At 46.8% G+C, this 15,806-nt stretch carries 11 protein-coding genes; all 11 read left to right on the top strand.

The window, feature by feature from the left end:
* Positions 1–57 precede the first annotated feature (57 nt).
* The 11 genes from nth (at position 58) to mglC (ending at position 15,588) form a co-directional block, all read left to right on the top strand.
* Positions 58–738: an endonuclease III gene (gene nth, locus NYE58_RS24590; RefSeq protein WP_036676333.1), complete on the top strand. Its 681-nt coding sequence runs from the start codon at positions 58–60 to the stop codon at positions 736–738.
* A 32-nt stretch (positions 739–770) separates the two neighbouring features.
* Entirely contained in the window at positions 771–1,037 is a 267-nt protein-coding gene (locus NYE58_RS24585) for a hypothetical protein (RefSeq protein ID WP_036676334.1), read from the top strand.
* 344 nt (positions 1,038–1,381) lie between these two features.
* Positions 1,382–5,068 (top strand): dynamin family protein, encoded by a 3,687-nt coding sequence (locus NYE58_RS24580; RefSeq protein WP_341003259.1) that lies wholly within the window; start codon positions 1,382–1,384, stop codon positions 5,066–5,068.
* Between the two features lie 149 nt (positions 5,069–5,217).
* Positions 5,218–6,408, top strand: a complete 1,191-nt coding sequence (gene purT / locus NYE58_RS24575; RefSeq protein WP_076192169.1) for a formate-dependent phosphoribosylglycinamide formyltransferase — start codon at positions 5,218–5,220, stop codon at positions 6,406–6,408.
* Positions 6,398–6,862, top strand: a complete 465-nt coding sequence (locus NYE58_RS24570; protein ID WP_232061416.1) for a GNAT family N-acetyltransferase — start codon at positions 6,398–6,400, stop codon at positions 6,860–6,862. The genes purT and NYE58_RS24570 overlap by 11 nt, the downstream gene beginning before the upstream one ends.
* Positions 6,863–7,056: 194 nt before the next feature.
* Complete coding sequence (locus NYE58_RS24565; protein WP_076302736.1) at positions 7,057–8,709, top strand: response regulator; 1,653 nt, start codon at positions 7,057–7,059, stop codon at positions 8,707–8,709.
* A 2-nt stretch (positions 8,710–8,711) separates the two neighbouring features.
* Positions 8,712–10,541 carry a sensor histidine kinase gene (locus NYE58_RS24560; protein ID WP_341003257.1) on the top strand — a complete coding sequence of 610 codons (1,830 nt, stop codon included), beginning with the start codon at positions 8,712–8,714 and terminating at the stop codon, positions 10,539–10,541.
* Entirely contained in the window at positions 10,538–11,560 is a 1,023-nt protein-coding gene (locus NYE58_RS24555) for a substrate-binding domain-containing protein (protein ID WP_036685687.1), read from the top strand. The genes NYE58_RS24560 and NYE58_RS24555 overlap by 4 nt, the downstream gene beginning before the upstream one ends.
* 198 nt (positions 11,561–11,758) lie before the next feature.
* Positions 11,759–12,829 (top strand): galactose ABC transporter substrate-binding protein, encoded by a 1,071-nt coding sequence (locus NYE58_RS24550; protein WP_143761904.1) that lies wholly within the window; start codon positions 11,759–11,761, stop codon positions 12,827–12,829.
* A gap of 146 nt (positions 12,830–12,975) precedes the next feature.
* Positions 12,976–14,487: a sugar ABC transporter ATP-binding protein gene (locus NYE58_RS24545; protein WP_076276724.1), complete on the top strand. Its 1,512-nt coding sequence runs from the start codon at positions 12,976–12,978 to the stop codon at positions 14,485–14,487.
* 93 nt (positions 14,488–14,580) lie between these two features.
* The gene (gene mglC / locus NYE58_RS24540; protein WP_076127586.1) at positions 14,581–15,588 is read left to right on the top strand and encodes a galactose/methyl galactoside ABC transporter permease MglC; all 1,008 of its coding nucleotides are present in this window, start codon (positions 14,581–14,583) and stop codon (positions 15,586–15,588) included.
* Positions 15,589–15,806 lie beyond the last annotated feature (218 nt).

Here is a 15,806-nt window from a genome sequence, read left to right as displayed (position 1 = left end):
TGAGGTGAGACGCTCGATAGAATTTTCTGAGCGTTTTTGCTCCGTGGAGGGGACACTATGAAAGCTGCAGACGTCCGCCACATTTTGGATACGATTGGAGATTTGTTTCCGGATGCGCATTGCGAGCTGAATCACAGTAATGCTTTTGAATTAACAATAGCGGTGCTGCTGTCAGCCCAATGCACGGATGCAACGGTGAACAAAGTGACCGAGGACCTGTTCCAAAAGTACAAAGCCCCCATCGATTATATTTCTGTGCCGCTGGAGGAATTGGAGGGGGATATCCGGCGCATCGGCTTATATCGTAACAAAGCTAAGCATATCCAAAGCCTGTGCTCTATACTCATAGAACAGTATGGCGGAGAAGTGCCTGAGGCACATGACTTGCTTGTAACGTTGCCAGGAGTAGGTCGTAAAACTGCTAACGTAGTAGTATCCAACGCATTTGGAGTTCCTGCCATTGCTGTGGACACTCATGTGGAGCGGGTTGCTAAACGACTTGCATTGGCAGGCTGGAAAGATTCTGTGCTGGAAGTGGAGAAAAAGCTGATGAAGGCTGTGCCACGTGATGAATGGACCCTCACGCATCACCGGCTAATCTTTTTCGGACGATATCACTGTAAGGCTCAGAATCCAAAATGTCAGGTTTGTCCGCTCCTTGATGTATGTCGAGAGGGCAAAAAACGTATGAAAACGGCTGTCGTCAGGAAAGCTAAAGATCATACGCCAAAAAGTTAAAAGTTAGAGTTGAAGAAGAGGATGGGATAGAGATGAAATGCATTTCTGTATACACAGATAATTTTGAGGTATTCTCGGATATTTTTGACCGCGTAGTGGAAAGCCCGCTGGAAGAAAATGAAGAGCAAGAAGTAGAGGGCATTACGATCAGTCATTCCGGTGATGTGCCTGAGCACTATCTGGAGCGTATGTCTGTAAAACCAGAGGTTGTCGTAATGAGAGACAAATCTCGTGGATTGACTATTCTGCAGCACGGAAAAGTTTTTGAAATTCTGTTGCCTGTTTTGGAAACTGCATAATTGAGAAGTGACCTGAAATGGAGTCGGCCCTTGGGGCTGGCTCCTTTTTTTATTGAATATCCTTATATTTCTACGAGAAACGACGGTTGGCTTTACAGGACGACAACCTCGCTTCTTTTTTGGTATCATTTCGTAGGAGATGATAGGTTATTTTGTAAGTAGTGTGTATTTAATTTGTGTCAAACTGGTGATAAACTGTAATTATTATTTATAAAAAATGTTCCGCGCTAAAGTTCAGAAATTGCACCTATATAAGTTTTGCATAAAAAAGAGCTTAAATCAGTATTCATGAATGGATTAAGATCAGTGCATGATTAGAAGGTAACTGTGGAGGTGGAATGTCTGTGGGAGCGGAACAGGTTAGAATTCAGAGAGAAACATTAAGTGAAACAGCATCGCAGCTTTCCCGGCTGAAAGATTTAATGCGCCACTGGGGCGATGAGAGTGCTGAACGAATATATGAAGATTTACAAAATAAAGAGGGTGGGAATGAACTGACCCTTGCTTTTTGTGGGCATTTCTCGGCAGGGAAATCCAGCATGATTAATCTTTTATGTGGCAGCTCAGTGTTGCCTTCCGGACCTGTGCCGACTAGTGCCAATATTGTTTCTATTCGTAGCGGGGCTCCACGAGTGCTTATCTATCCAAGGGTGGAGGGAAGTGAAAATGAATCTACCCCTGTAGAGACAACACCAGAAAGATTACAGGAATATTGTCGAAATGGCGGAGAATATTCCGCGATTGAAGTCTGGAATGAGATTCCTCTTCTAGGGAAGCATGGTGTTCTATTGGATACGCCTGGCGTAGATTCGACGGATGATGGCCACCAGGCTGCCACTCGTTCCGCGCTGCATTTAGCTGATGTCGTCTTTTATGTTATGGATTATAACCATGTACAGTCAGAGAATAATTTGGCTTTTGCCAAAAATCTTAGTGACTGGGGCAAACCGCTCTATCTTATTGTTAATCAGATAGACAAGCATAGAGAACAAGAAATTTCCATTGAAGAATATAAACGCCAGCTTGAAAATGCTTTCGAGCAGTGGGGGATTCATTGTGCGGGGATTCTGTTTACCTCACTCAAAATGAAAGAGCACCCGCTGAATCATTGGGATAATCTGCTGAACCTTATAACAGAGCTGTTGGAGCACAGGGAACAATTGCTTCAATATAGCTTGTCACGTTCCATTCATCATACAGCAGATTCTTCGCTAACCGCGTTCCGTGAAGACCAGCAGGAGGAACGGGAAACTTTTTTAGCTGAGCTAGAGGGTGCAGAGGTTACAGTTGTGATGGAAGAGCTGAAATCGCTGGAAGAAGAGAAGGCACTGCTTGAGGAGCTGCCTCAGCAATCACGAGCTAGCCTGCGAAGTGATCTTGATGCCTTACTCAATAATGCTAACTTAATGCCTGCGGATGTTAGAGAGGCGGCAGGGAGCTATGTGGAGAGTGTCAGCCCAGGCTTCCGCTTAGGTTTGTTCTCTACAGCCGGACGGCGGGAGAAGGAACAAGGCAAACGACTGGATGCCTGGCAAGGATTACTGGTCCGAGAGGTTTCCGCTCAGCTGGAATGGCATCTGATTCAGCTGGTACGTCAATGGGCGGAGAATCTCGGACTGTGGGCAGAGGAGGCAGAGACGACTCTGAAGCAAGGGTTCCCGGCGGTGAGCCAAGAATGGCTGGCGGCTGCAGTTAAGCCGGGAACGGGGAATAGCGGCGAGGCGCTGCTCAATTTCTGCCGCACACTTGCGGCAGATCTGAAGAGCCAATTCCGCCGCGCTGCGCTGTTAGTTGGCGATGAGCTGCTGGCGAAGCTGCCATCGCTTATCGAGGAGCAGCGCGCGGAACTCCAGCGCCGCGAACAGGCCCTTACCCGGCAGGCGCGCGCTGCCCGCGCGCTAGCCGCCCTGGACCGCGCGGCTGACGCCCGCGCGCACGAGCTAGCGGCGCTGCTGCCGCCGCGCCGGACCCTCACCCCCGGCATCCTGCCGGAGGTGAGGGTCACCCCGCTTGCGGCTGCGCAGAGCGCCGCACCGCGGGCGACCCAGCCGCGCGAACGCGCCGCGGCTGGAAGTGCCGCCGCCGCAAGCTGGGCGGCGGGAACGGCTTCGCCGGCGGGCGGACGCCGCCGGCTCTCGGCAGCCGCTGACGCGCTGGCGGCTGCGGCAGAGCTGCTGCGCCGCGAGCCAGCGATGGCATCGGCGGCGCGCAGTCTGGCCGCACGGGCGGAGGATCTCGCCGGCGGCCGCTTTACCCTTGCACTGTTCGGTGCGTTCAGCGCAGGCAAATCTTCCTTCGCCAACGCTTTGCTCGGCGAAGAAGTGCTGCCCGTGTCGCCACACCCTGCCACGGCCGCAGTTAACCGCATATTGGCGCCGGAAGGAGACTTCCGCCATGCCAGCGCGGTTGTAACGATGAAGAGCATGGCGGATTTCTGGGATGACATCTGCCATTCCTTCAGCGTGCTGCAGCTTGGAGAGCCGCAACAGGATACGTGGACAGCAGTACTTGCGAGCCTGCCAACACGGGGAATTCACCCCTCTGCGCTGCCGCATGCAGGATTTCTAAGAGCCGCAGCATCCGGTTGGGCTGAAGCTGAGCCGCTATTAGGAACGGTGCGGACGGTTGATTTGGATGAATATCGAAACCTAGTTGCGGAAGAGACCCGGGCTTGCTTCGTGCAAGGGATTGACCTGTATTATGCCTGTCCTTTGACGGAGAGCGGGATTGTGCTCGTAGATACACCAGGAGCAGATTCACTGCATGCACGCCACACTGGCGTAACCTTTAGTTACATGAAAAATGCGGATGCGATCTGTTTTGTGACCTATTATAACCACGCCTTTTCGAAGGCGGATCGCGGCCTCTTGGCCCAGCTGGGCCGCATTAAAGACAGCTTTGCTCTCGATAAAATGTTCTTTATTATCAATGCTTCTGATCTCGCTTCAAGCGAAGAAGAACTAGATGAGGTTAAAGCACATGTCGTTCAAAATCTGCGTGCCGGAGGTTTGCGGTCTCCGAGAATCTATGCTTTGTCCAGCTTGCTTGCTCTAGAAGCTAAAACTCAACATAATCACGATCTTTATGAAACCTCCCGCTTCAATGAATTTGAGCAAGCATTATCCAGCTTTGCTGGTGATGAGCTTCCTCAGCTTTCACTTAACGCAGCTGCTGAGAGCATCGCATCGGTTCGGCGCCGGGCTGAGGAATGGCAGAATCTGGCTTCCAAGGCGGCGAGCGAGCGTGAAGCCGGGTTAAAAGAACTGCAGGAACGGCGGCAGTTCGCCATGAAGCGGTTATCTCTTTTGGAGACTGAGGAACGTCCTAGCAGAGATCTTATTCATGAAAGTGAAGAACTGATCTATCATGTGTGCCAGCGGATTAGCTTCTCCTTCAACAGAAATTTTCAGGACTCTTTTCATCCCTCCTTACTGCGTGAGGATGCAGGGAATTTAAAAGCCATTTTCTCTGCCTGTGGTGCCGAACTAATGCGTACTACTCAGCGCGAGCTTGAGCAAGAGCTATGGGCAACAACGCTGCGGCTAGAGAGCACGGGACGCAGGCTTGTACATGAAGCTGCTGAAGCGGCAGCTACAGAGCTACTCTTTTCCACGGAGGAATTTCATCTTATGGAGAATGAGGAGCAGGCTTGGCCATCTCCTAAGGATCTGGAATGCCAGCTTCAGCCTGTGCAGTGGTCCGCTTTATGGGGCCATTTCAAATCCCCGCGTTATTTCTTTGAGGGAACTGGGCGGGAATTAGTCAAAGGTGCGGCAGAGCCGCTTTTGAAAGAAGCGGTTAATCTTGCAGCGGCAGTGCAGAAGGAAAAATTAATTGCTCATTACGTCGAGAATATCAGCAGAGAATTAAAATCTGCTGCCGAAAGCCTGCAAGAAGGGCTTGCGGAGCAAGAGAAAGCGATGTTAGATCTCCTTAAAGGGGGTGAGACTGCAGATCATTGGGGCCAAATAAGCCACCAATTATCACGTCTAGAACAAACTTTCGTTGATAAAGTCGACAAAGTTCTGTGAAGTTTGTAGGAAAATGTCGAAGAACACTTGCAATCTGGCGTATGATGGATGAAAATAAAGAAGCCTGAAAATATACAATGAAACTGTTACGTTTTCTGAAATTCATAAAAACGAGACAGTCAATTTGCCGAAAGAGGTTGGAATCGACAATGTGGGGAGCTCCTTTTTCAGCTCAAAGCCGCAAGCTGTTGCTGCTGGGCAGCGGGGAACTGGGTAAGGAAGTCATAATTGAAGCTCAACGCCTTGGCGTAGAGACCGTAGCTGTAGACCGTTATACCGATGCACCGGCGATGGGTGTAGCTCATCGTTCACATGTAATTGATATGCTGGATGCAGAGGCGCTGAAAGCGCTGATTCGCTCTGAGAAACCGGATGTCATTGTTCCGGAGATTGAGGCAATTGCCACTCATGCTCTTCAAGAGCTTGAAGAAGAAGGCTTTTTCGTTGTTCCGACGGCGCGGGCGGCTCGGCTGACCATGGACAGAGAAGGGATTCGTCGTCTTGCGGCTGAAGACCTTGGACTGCCAACTGCTGATTACCGTTTTGCGGATAGTCTGGAAGAGCTGCAACAAGCTATAGCCGAGTTAGGCACTCCTTGTGTCATTAAGCCGATTATGAGTTCTTCTGGCAAGGGTCAGAGCGTATGCAAAAGACCTGAAGATGCAGAAAACTGCTGGAACACTGCTTTGGATGGAGCGAGAGCTAAAGGGACACGGGTTATCGTGGAGGCTTTTGTTACTTTTGAGAGCGAGATTACTCTTTTGACGGTGCGATCTGTGTCTGGTACGGTATTTTGTCCACCTATTGGACATATTCAGAAGGATGGAGATTACGTGGAATCCTGGCAGCCTCACTTTATGAAGCCAGAGCTGCTTGAAGAAGCGCAATCTATTGCAAAAGCAGTAACGGATCAGCTCGGAGGTTTCGGTATTTTTGGAGTGGAACTTTTTTTGACAGATCGAGGCGTATTGTTCAGTGAAGTGTCACCTAGACCCCATGATACGGGGATGGTTACGATGGCGACGCAGGATTTATCTCAATTTGCAGTGCATGTCAGAGCTATTCTTGGTTTTCCTGTCCAGTCAGTACAATTGCTGACACCTGGTGCCTCAGCTACGCTGAAGGCTGATGGAGAAGGACGAGCCTTTGCTGTGACCGGAATTGGTGAAGCTTTGGAACTGCCTAGGACTCAGGTTCGCGTATTTGGTAAACCGGAAGTTCGTCCTGGTCGGCGGATGGCAGTAGCGTTAAGTGCGGCGGAAGATGTGGAAATCGCGCGGACGATAGCCAAGCAGGCGGCGTCTATGCTAAAAGTGGAGGTATATGAGGATGAACAGTAGTACCATGGCACCTGTACTGGAAATTCGCAAATGCGGCTTGAATGATCTGGAGAGAGTTACAGCGCTTCTGCGGGAATTCGGCTATCCAACAACGCTAAGCGTGATGAAAGAGAGACTGGAAAGCATGGAGAACAGCAATCTCCAATGCACACTTGTAGCAGAGCTGAACAATGAAGTTGTGGGTATGATCGGCCTTAGACAGGTAAGCTCGTATTACAAACAGACAGATTGTATCACTGAGATTACTGCACTTATCGTATCAGAAGAACTCAGAGGAAACGGACTCGGTAAAAGACTTGTGGCCGCAGCAGAAGAATGGGCACGTGAGCAAGGTTGCTGCCAGCTTTTCCTTAGAAGTGGCAACCGCGTAGAACGCGCACCGGCACATGCTTTTTATCGTCATATCGGTTTCGAAAAGACAGCAGGCTATCGCTTTAACAAAGCGTTGCTATAATACTTATAGGTTACCGATCATCCCCATCCCAGCTACGGCGGGATGGTTTTTTTTTGCTCTGGAACTCTTTTTTTATATGTATTTAATATATTAATACCTAAAACTATTTAAATAACTTAACCATAGATGGATTGGTTTGAATCATATACAATAAAATTTATGACATCTAAAACGTTTCCAAAGAGGGATGAGACATGTATAAGCTAGTTCTTGCTGAAGATGAAGAAGACGTTAGGGAAGGCGTTATCGGGCAGATTGACTGGGAGCGTTACGGATTTGAGATTGTCGAGCAGGCGGAGAATGGACGGGAAGCTGCGGATGCCATAGACCGTTTGCTGCCGGATGTGGTAGTTACCGATATCCAAATGCCTTTTATGAATGGACTTCAGCTGGCTGAATGGATTCGTAGTCATCATCCTAACACTAAGATTATCATTTTGACTGGGTATGATGAATTTGAATATGCTCAGAAGGCGATAAAATTGCAAATTGATGAGTATATTTTGAAACCGTTCTCTTCACAGGAATTAATTGAAGTATTGCTTAAGGTTAGAGCCACTATCGAGGCTGAAATTGCAGAAAAAGAAAATGTATTTGTACTCAGTGAGCATTACCGGAAAAGTCTGCCTGTGTTAAGGGAGCAATTTTTATCGTCCCTTATTTCGCGTAGATTGCGTACGGATGAAATTGCTGAGAAAAGCACTGAATATGGCATAAAATTAACGGGACGGTGGTTTCAGGCTTCGGTAATTAGTGTGGATTATATTCGTCCTGAGCGGGAATCTGCTGGGGGTGCAACAGGCGGGCAAATTTCTTTACGAGACACTGGTGAAAAGAATTTACAGCTATTCGCTGTGCTGAATATTGCTGAAGAAATATGCTCGAAGCATGGTTTTGGAAGGGTGTTTATTCATCGTGATGAGGTCGTATTGCTCACAATCCATGAAGAAGGGGAAGAAACTGATATCACTGGAAAGACTTTTGAGCTTCTTGAAGAAATCCGCCAGAACGTACAGCGTTTTCTGAAGCTGACGGTAACGGCAGGCTCCGGAACGGTCTGTTCATCGCCTGCTTTGTTATTTAATTCTTTTGGGGATGCCTTGCAGGCATTAGATTATCGGCTTATTCTCGGCAATAACCGGGTGATCTGGATTGAGGACGTTGAGTCACGTTCCAGCACACTGCTAACCTATGATGAACTAACCCAGCAATCCTTAATCCGGACGATTAAACTAGGTACGGTGCAAGAACTCAAAGAGGTTGTTGAGGAGTTATTTGCCGGTCTTGACGCAGAGCAGGTGTCTACACAGGATTATCAGATTTTTTTGCTGGAGATTTTTACATCTATCCTGCGAGTGGCTAAAGAATCCGGCAGTGAAGCTGCAAAGTATATTGGTTCTGGCATTTCGTCGCTAACTGCCATCAATAAATTTAATAGTATGGCCGAAGCCAAGCAATGGATTATTGCAGTCTGTAGCGGTTTAATGGATACGATTGCATTAGAACGTCAATCCTCCTATAAGCTGCTTATTGATGAAGCTAAAGAATATATACGCAGCCACTATGTTGAATCTGATATTTCCATCGGCAAGGTTTGTCAGCATTTACATATAAGTACCGGCTATTTTAGCAGTATTTTTAAGAAGGAAATGAAAATGACGTTCGTTAGTTATCTTTTGCAAATTAGGTTAGAAGCAGCCAAGGAACTTTTACGATCCACGGAGCTGAAGGCCTTTGAAATTGCAGAAAAAATAGGTTTTGCCGATCCTAACTATTTCAGCTTTTGTTTCCGCAAAAAATATGGTCAATCTCCTAAAGAGTATAAAAACAGCTCCAGAGGAGGGTAAAGATGCTGAAGGATAAACCTTATTCCTTTCATCTAAGACCGCAGCATCCCAAAGGCGGAAAACGTCGGTTGTCCTCCAAGCTCCGAAGCATTCAAGTTACGATTACACTCACTTTTACATCTGTTGCCGTGCTGGTAGCTGTCGTTGTCAGCCTTATGCTGTACAACAAGTTTGCCAAGACCGCAGAAGAGAATGCCAATATGAATATGCAGCAGATCATTGAGCAAGTGAATTACAATCTGGGTCTTTATGTTAAGGGAATGCGCAATATTTTTGAGACAGCGGAGGAGCAGATTACGAATAGCCCTTCCGTGGATTCCGCTTTATTGACGGAAAGAATGGCTATGCTAATGGGGAGCAGAGAGGATCTGGTCTCGGCGGCTGTTTTTACACCACAGGGGAAATATGTCGTGGGTACACCCGGTCAGAAGCTGCGCAGCAACACACAGCTGGAGACTCAGAGCTGGTTTACGACGGCGCAAAGAACATCAGAGCTCTCCTATTCCGCACCTCATATTCAGAATTTGTTCAAAGGTCAATATATCTGGGTCGTGTCTATCAGCAAATTAATTCAATATAAGGAGAACGGAGTCTTAAAAACCGGCATCCTGCTGATGGATTTTAACTTTCGAACCATTGATGAGCTGAGCAAGCAGGTTAAGCTTGGCAAAAGAGGATACGCTTACATCCTCGATCAGCTAGGAAATATTGTGTACCATCCCCAGCAGCAGCTGATTTACGCTGGCTTAAAATATGAGAATGTGGAGCCAGTACTGGAATATGCTTTTCGTAGCTATTTGGATGAGTCTACGGGTGAAAAACGGTTTATCACCGTAAGAACACTGGAACAGACAGGCTGGAAGATCGTGGGCGTGGCTTATTACGATGAGATTGTAACCACCAAACGTGATCTAAACACTTTTTTATCCTGGTTTTTAGCGGTAGTCATTTTATGCGTAATTATTGTATCCGTCTTTTTGTCTGCACGTATTGCCCGCCCTATCCGCAAGCTGGAACGGACGCTTCAGCAGGTGGGCGAAGGGGATCTCAACACCCGAATAGATGTCAGTGGGGCGTATGAGGTGGAACAGCTGTCCAAACGGTTTAACCTTATGCTGCAACGTATCCGTCAACTGATGGATCAGATTATTTATGAACAGGAAACCAAACGTAAAGGTGAGCTTGAAGTACTGCAATCCCAGATCAATCCGCACTTTCTGTACAATACCTTGAATTCTGTGATCCGGCTCGCTGAACGCGGCAAGACTGAGGAGGTAGTCACGATGATTCAGTCCTTATCGAAGTTTTTCCGGATCAGCCTTAGTAAAGGGAATAATATGATTACCGTGCAGGAAGAGCTTGATCATGTTCGTCATTACCTTGTGATTCAGAGCTTTCGGTTCAAAAATAAGTTCCGCTACGAGATTGAGGCTCAGGATGAAGTGCTGCAGTGTCAGACGATTAAGCTAATTTTACAACCTATTGTGGAGAATGCCCTGTATCACGGGATTGAAATGATGCCTGATGAAGGTTTTATTTCGATCCAAGCGGAGCTGAAGGATGATCTTGTCGTCATTCGCATTCGTGATAATGGACTGGGTATGTCCGAGGAGACTATGAAGGTTCTTTTGACTGGCGGCAGTAAGAGTATGCATGGCTCCGGGGTAGGCGTTAGAAATGTAAACGAGCGTATTGAGCTGTATTATGGGCGTGATTATGGTCTTTCTTTTGAAAGTGAAATTGAAGAAGGCACTACGGTTACTCTTATCTTCCCGGCACTCGCAGCAGGCGAGGGCAATCCTGGACATGAGGAGGATGAGACATCGGTATGAGAATCGTTCGTTTTTGGCTAACCCTGCTGGTATGTGTGGTGTTATGGACAACCATCACGTCTTGTTTCAATTCGGCACCTAATTATATCAACACGAACAAAACCCGCAATATTCATCTTATTGTAAAAATGAACAAAGGCGACTATTGGAATACAGTTAGATTGGGTGCAGAAGCCGCGGCACAGGAATTTAATGTGAAACTAACGTTCAAAGCTCCGAATGCTGAGAGTGATATTGCGGAACAGGTCAGAATGGTTGAGGACTCCATTAAAGAAAAAGCGGATGTTATTATTTTAGCTGCCAGTAGCTATATGGGACTTGCACAAGTGGTTGATCGGGCGGCATATTCCAAGATTCCCGTATTGTCTGTGGATGCAGAAGTCGGTTCGGCCAGAGTAAGAGCCTATGTGGGTTCAAACGGCTATGAAGCGGGACAAAAGTCTGCAGAAAGACTCATTCAGCTGCTAAATGGATACGGGGAGGTCGGCATCATTAACTTCACAAATTCATCTTTGGGGGCGGAGCAGGAGTCTTCAAACGGCATTGAATATGGTGCTAGGGACGCGGAGGAGCGGGAAAAGGGATTTTTAAATTACGCTGCCCGATATCCGAACATACAGGTAGTAGAGATTTCTTATACCACTTCGAGTATTAGTGATGCTGAAGAACTGACACGGTTAATGCTGCTGAAACATCCAAATCTTCGCGGGATCGCCAGCTTGAATGAGACAGCTTCACAAGGGGCGGCAAAAGCTATCCAGAGCCGAGGGCTGCATAATATTAAAATGGTTGCTTTCGACAGCTCCCCGTCAATGATGGAGTTGCTGCAGGAGGGTACGGTTCAAGCGACCGTAATCCAAAATCCTTTTAGTAACGGGTATTTAGCCGTAAAACATGCCGTTGAGGTAATCGAAGGAATGGATGTTCCTGAACGTGTCGATACGGGTACTAAACTCATTGATTTGGACAATATGCTGTGGCCTGAGAATCAGAAATTGTTATTTCCCTTCGTCAGATAGTGGACGGTTTATTTTTGAAAAGACGAATGCCATCCTTAAAATGGGAGGTATTCGTTTTTTGGGTTCAGTAGAATTTTTATAAAAGTGAGTAGGATTTTATATTCGAAACCGTTTTCACCTAAGGCATAATATGGATGTGCCCGAGAGAATTCAGGGTTAAACCAAAAAAAAGAAGTATAAACAGGAGGTCAATGAATAATGAAAAAAATCACTTCCGTTCTTTTAGCAAGCGCAATACTGGGTGCCGCCCTGGCAGGCTGTGGCAATAGCAACAATAATGCAGACAATGGTAAAGCTACCAACGCACCAAAAACTGAAAATGCGGGCTCTTCCACTGAAACGCCAAAAGTAGGGGTTGCCATTTACAAATTTGACGATACCTTCATGACAGGTGTTCGTAACGCAATCGACACTGCTGCCAAAGGCATTGCTACTGTAGATATCGTAGATAGCCAAAATTCCCAACCCACACAAAATGACAAAGTTGACTTGTTCATCACCAAAAAATATAAAGGCATGCTGATCAATCCGGTTGACCGTACTGCGGCTGGCGTTATTATCGAAAAAGCAAAAGCGGCAAATATTCCGGTGGTCTTCCTGAACCGCGAGCCGCTGCCAGAAGATATGAAGAAATGGGATAAGGTTTATTATGTAGGCGCTAAGGCAGAAGAATCCGGAACTATGTCCGGTCAACTGATCGTGGATTACTGGAAGGCACATCCTGAAGCGGATAAAAACGGCGATGGTGTCCTCCAATACGTAATGCTAAAAGGCGAACCGGGGCACCAAGACGCTGAGCTTCGTACTACTTACTCCATCCAAGCAATTGAAGATGCCGGCATCAAGGTAGAAAAGCTGGCTGAAGATACTGCGATGTGGGACCGCGTAAAAGGGCAAGAAAAAATGGCAGCGTTCCTTGGCTCCCATGGCGACAAAATTGAAGCTGTGCTTGCGAACAATGACGATATGGCTCTCGGTGCCATCGAAGCTCTGAAAGCTTCAGGTTACTTCACGGGTGATAAATTCATGCCGGTAGTAGGTGTAGATGCTACTGCTCCTGCGATTCAAGCGCTACAAGATGGAACGATGCTTGGTACCGTGCTGAATGATGCGAACAACCAAGGTAAAGCTGCGATCACAGTTGCTGCTCTGCTTGCTAAAGGAGAAACACCTACAAAAGATAACGTAGGCTTTGATATCACAGACAACCAATACGTGTGGATTTCCTATAAAAAGATCACCAAAGACAATATCGATGACGCCAAATAATAACGCTCTAATCTAGATGGAATTCATGATCATATGGCAGCAACGGGGAGCGGATATTCGCTCCTCGGATTTCTTTCAGGCAGGGAACAGGATGAAACCGCTGTGCCTCTCATGAAAAAAGAAAAAAGCGTAGGGGGCGTAACAACATGAAAAAAGCTGAGTTTTTGCTAGAAATGAATGACATTACTAAAGAATTCCCCGGCGTCAAAGCGCTGGATGCAGTTAGTTTAAAGGTCAGACCAGGTTCGGTGCATGCCCTTATGGGCGAGAATGGTGCGGGTAAGTCCACTTTAATGAAATGTCTCTTTGGTATTTATTCACCGGATGCCGGTGAGATTTTTTTGGAGGGTGAGAAGACCTCTATCGGAAGCTCAAATGACGCTTTAAAAAATGGGATCTCCATGATTCACCAGGAGCTGCATCCCGTGCCGTTCCGAAGTGTGATGGAGAATATCTGGTTAGGACGTTTCCCAACCAAAGGGATTGGACCTTTTCAGTTTATTGACCATAAGAAAATGTACACTGACACGGAGAATTTGTTTAAAGATCTGGATATCGATCTGAATCCCGAGACATTAGTGGGAAAGCTCTCTGTATCCAAAATCCAATCCATTGAAATTGCGAAGGCTGTCTCTTTTCACTCCCGCGTTATTGTAATGGATGAACCTACTTCCTCCCTGACCAGTGTGGAGGTGGAGCATTTATTTCGAATCATACGGGACCTTAGGAGTAGAGGCGTGGCTATTATTTATATATCTCACAAAATGGAAGAGATTCTCGAAATTTCTGACGAGGTTACCATTATGCGGGACGGTAAAAAAATCGGAACCTGGCCAGCGGCGGAATTGACTACAGATCTTATCATTTCCAAAATGGTCGGCCGTGACTTGACCAATCGATTCCCAGAACGTTTTAACGTGCCTGGCGAAGTATATATGAAGGTGGAAGGATTAACCTCCCCTGAAGAAAGATCGTTTAAAGATGTTTCTTTTGAATTAAGACGAGGTGAGGTTTTAGGGATTGGTGGTCTGGTAGGCGCTCAGAGAACAGAGGTTATTGAAGCATTATTTGGCCTGAGGGCTATCAAATCGGGGACGATTTCTATCGATGGTAAGCGCATTCATATCCAATCTCCCAAGGATGCTAAGAAACACGGAATGGCTTTGCTTACGGAGGAACGGCGTGTCACCGGTATTTTTCCAGTCTTGTCTGTTCATGAAAATGGCGCAATCGCTAATCTGCATCGATACCAGAAACTACTACTTCTACTAGATGGAAAAAAGAAAAAAGAAGAAGTCGATAAAATGATTGAAAAATTACGGACCAAAACTCCAACAACCAAAACGCTGATCATGAATCTTTCTGGTGGGAATCAGCAAAAAGTGCTGCTCGCCAGATGGCTTTTAACCGAGCCCGAAATCCTGCTTCTGGACGAGCCGACTCGCGGTATCGACGTAGGGGCTAAATTCGAGATTTATTCGATTATTGCCGACTTGGCGCAGCAAGGGAAAAGCATCATTATGATCTCCTCAGAAATGCCGGAGCTGCTCGGAATGTCTGACCGTGTAATGGTCATGTCGGAGGGTAGGCTTACCGGAATACTAGAAGGCGAGCAAGCTACGGAAACCGAAGTTATGCGGCTCGCTGCACAGCATTAGGATAGGATTTCAATGATAGTTTTGCTGGGCGAAACTAGATTTGGTTTACGAAGAGAAGTACTCTTCGCGTAACTTTAAGGAGGAACACTACTAATGAACGCTAAAAGAGCCCAATCTTTTATTACTCAAAATGCTATTTATATTGTCTTGGTAATTCTAATTATGGGTATTGCCTTATATGAGCCGGCCTTTATCTCTGTAAATACTTTACGGGACATTCTAATTCAGTCGTCAACACGGATTATCATCGCGCTTGGTGTTGCCTTCATCCTTATCACAGCTGGGACGGACTTGTCTGCTGGACGTGTGGTTGGTTTTACAGCGGTAATCTCTGCATCGATGTTGCAAATTCCGGATTATTCCCGGCGCTTTTTTCCTGATCTGCCGCAGGTGCAAGTGTGGCTTCCGATCCTTATAGCTATTATCGCTGGCCTTCTCTGCGGACTCGTCAATGGTATTGTCGTCTCCAAGCTGAACGTCCCGCCGTTTATCGCAACACTGGGTACGATGGTTATCGTCTACGGCTTGAATTCCTTGTACTTTGACATGGACCCCAACCAATCACAGCCAATTGGCGGTCTGCGTCCAGATTTCACTACAATCGGTTCCGGGTTTATCGGCAAGGGGCAATATTCAATCCCGTATATCGTGCTGATAGCCTTGGGTGTCGCCGCCATCGTATGGGTGGTGTTCAATAAAACCAAGCTGGGCAAGAACATGTACGCTATCGGCGGTAACATGCAGGCAGCTAAAGTATCTGGCATCGATGTTTCCAAGAACTTGATCTACATCTATGCGATTGCTGGAGCCCTTTATGGTTTGGCGGGTGTGCTGGAGGCTGCCAGAACAGGTGGCGCAACCAATAACTATGGTAACATGTATGAGCTTGATGCGATTGCTGCTTGCGTCGTGGGCGGGGTGTCCACAACCGGTGGTATCGGAACAGTGCCAGGTGTTCTGGTCGGTGTTATTATCTTTACCTTAATCAACTACGGCCTGACCTTTATCGGCATCAGCCCTTACTATCAGTTGATTATCAAAGGTCTGATCATCATCGCCGCGGTCGCGTTTGATATGCGGAAGTATTCTTCGAAGAAGTAGCTGTGTGGGGGATGTGTGGTGATTATAGCGTTTGCTATTTATGGCAAACGCTTTTTGGTTTGTTCATTTCGCTTGCGGATATAAGCAACTCGTAAGAATCAGTTCATAAGATACAATTCATATGAACCTATTTAAAGTACAAATTCATAAGTGCCAATTCATATGATGCAAATTAAAAGTACCGATTTATAAGAAGCAATTCATAAGTACCAATTCAC

Source organism: Paenibacillus sp. FSL L8-0708 (assembly GCF_038009325.1).
GTDB classification, from domain to species: domain Bacteria; phylum Bacillota; class Bacilli; order Paenibacillales; family Paenibacillaceae; genus Paenibacillus_AQ; species Paenibacillus_AQ odorifer.
The sequence above is the reverse complement of the archived record's forward strand: the minus strand, read 5'-3'. Positions and strand labels throughout refer to the sequence as shown.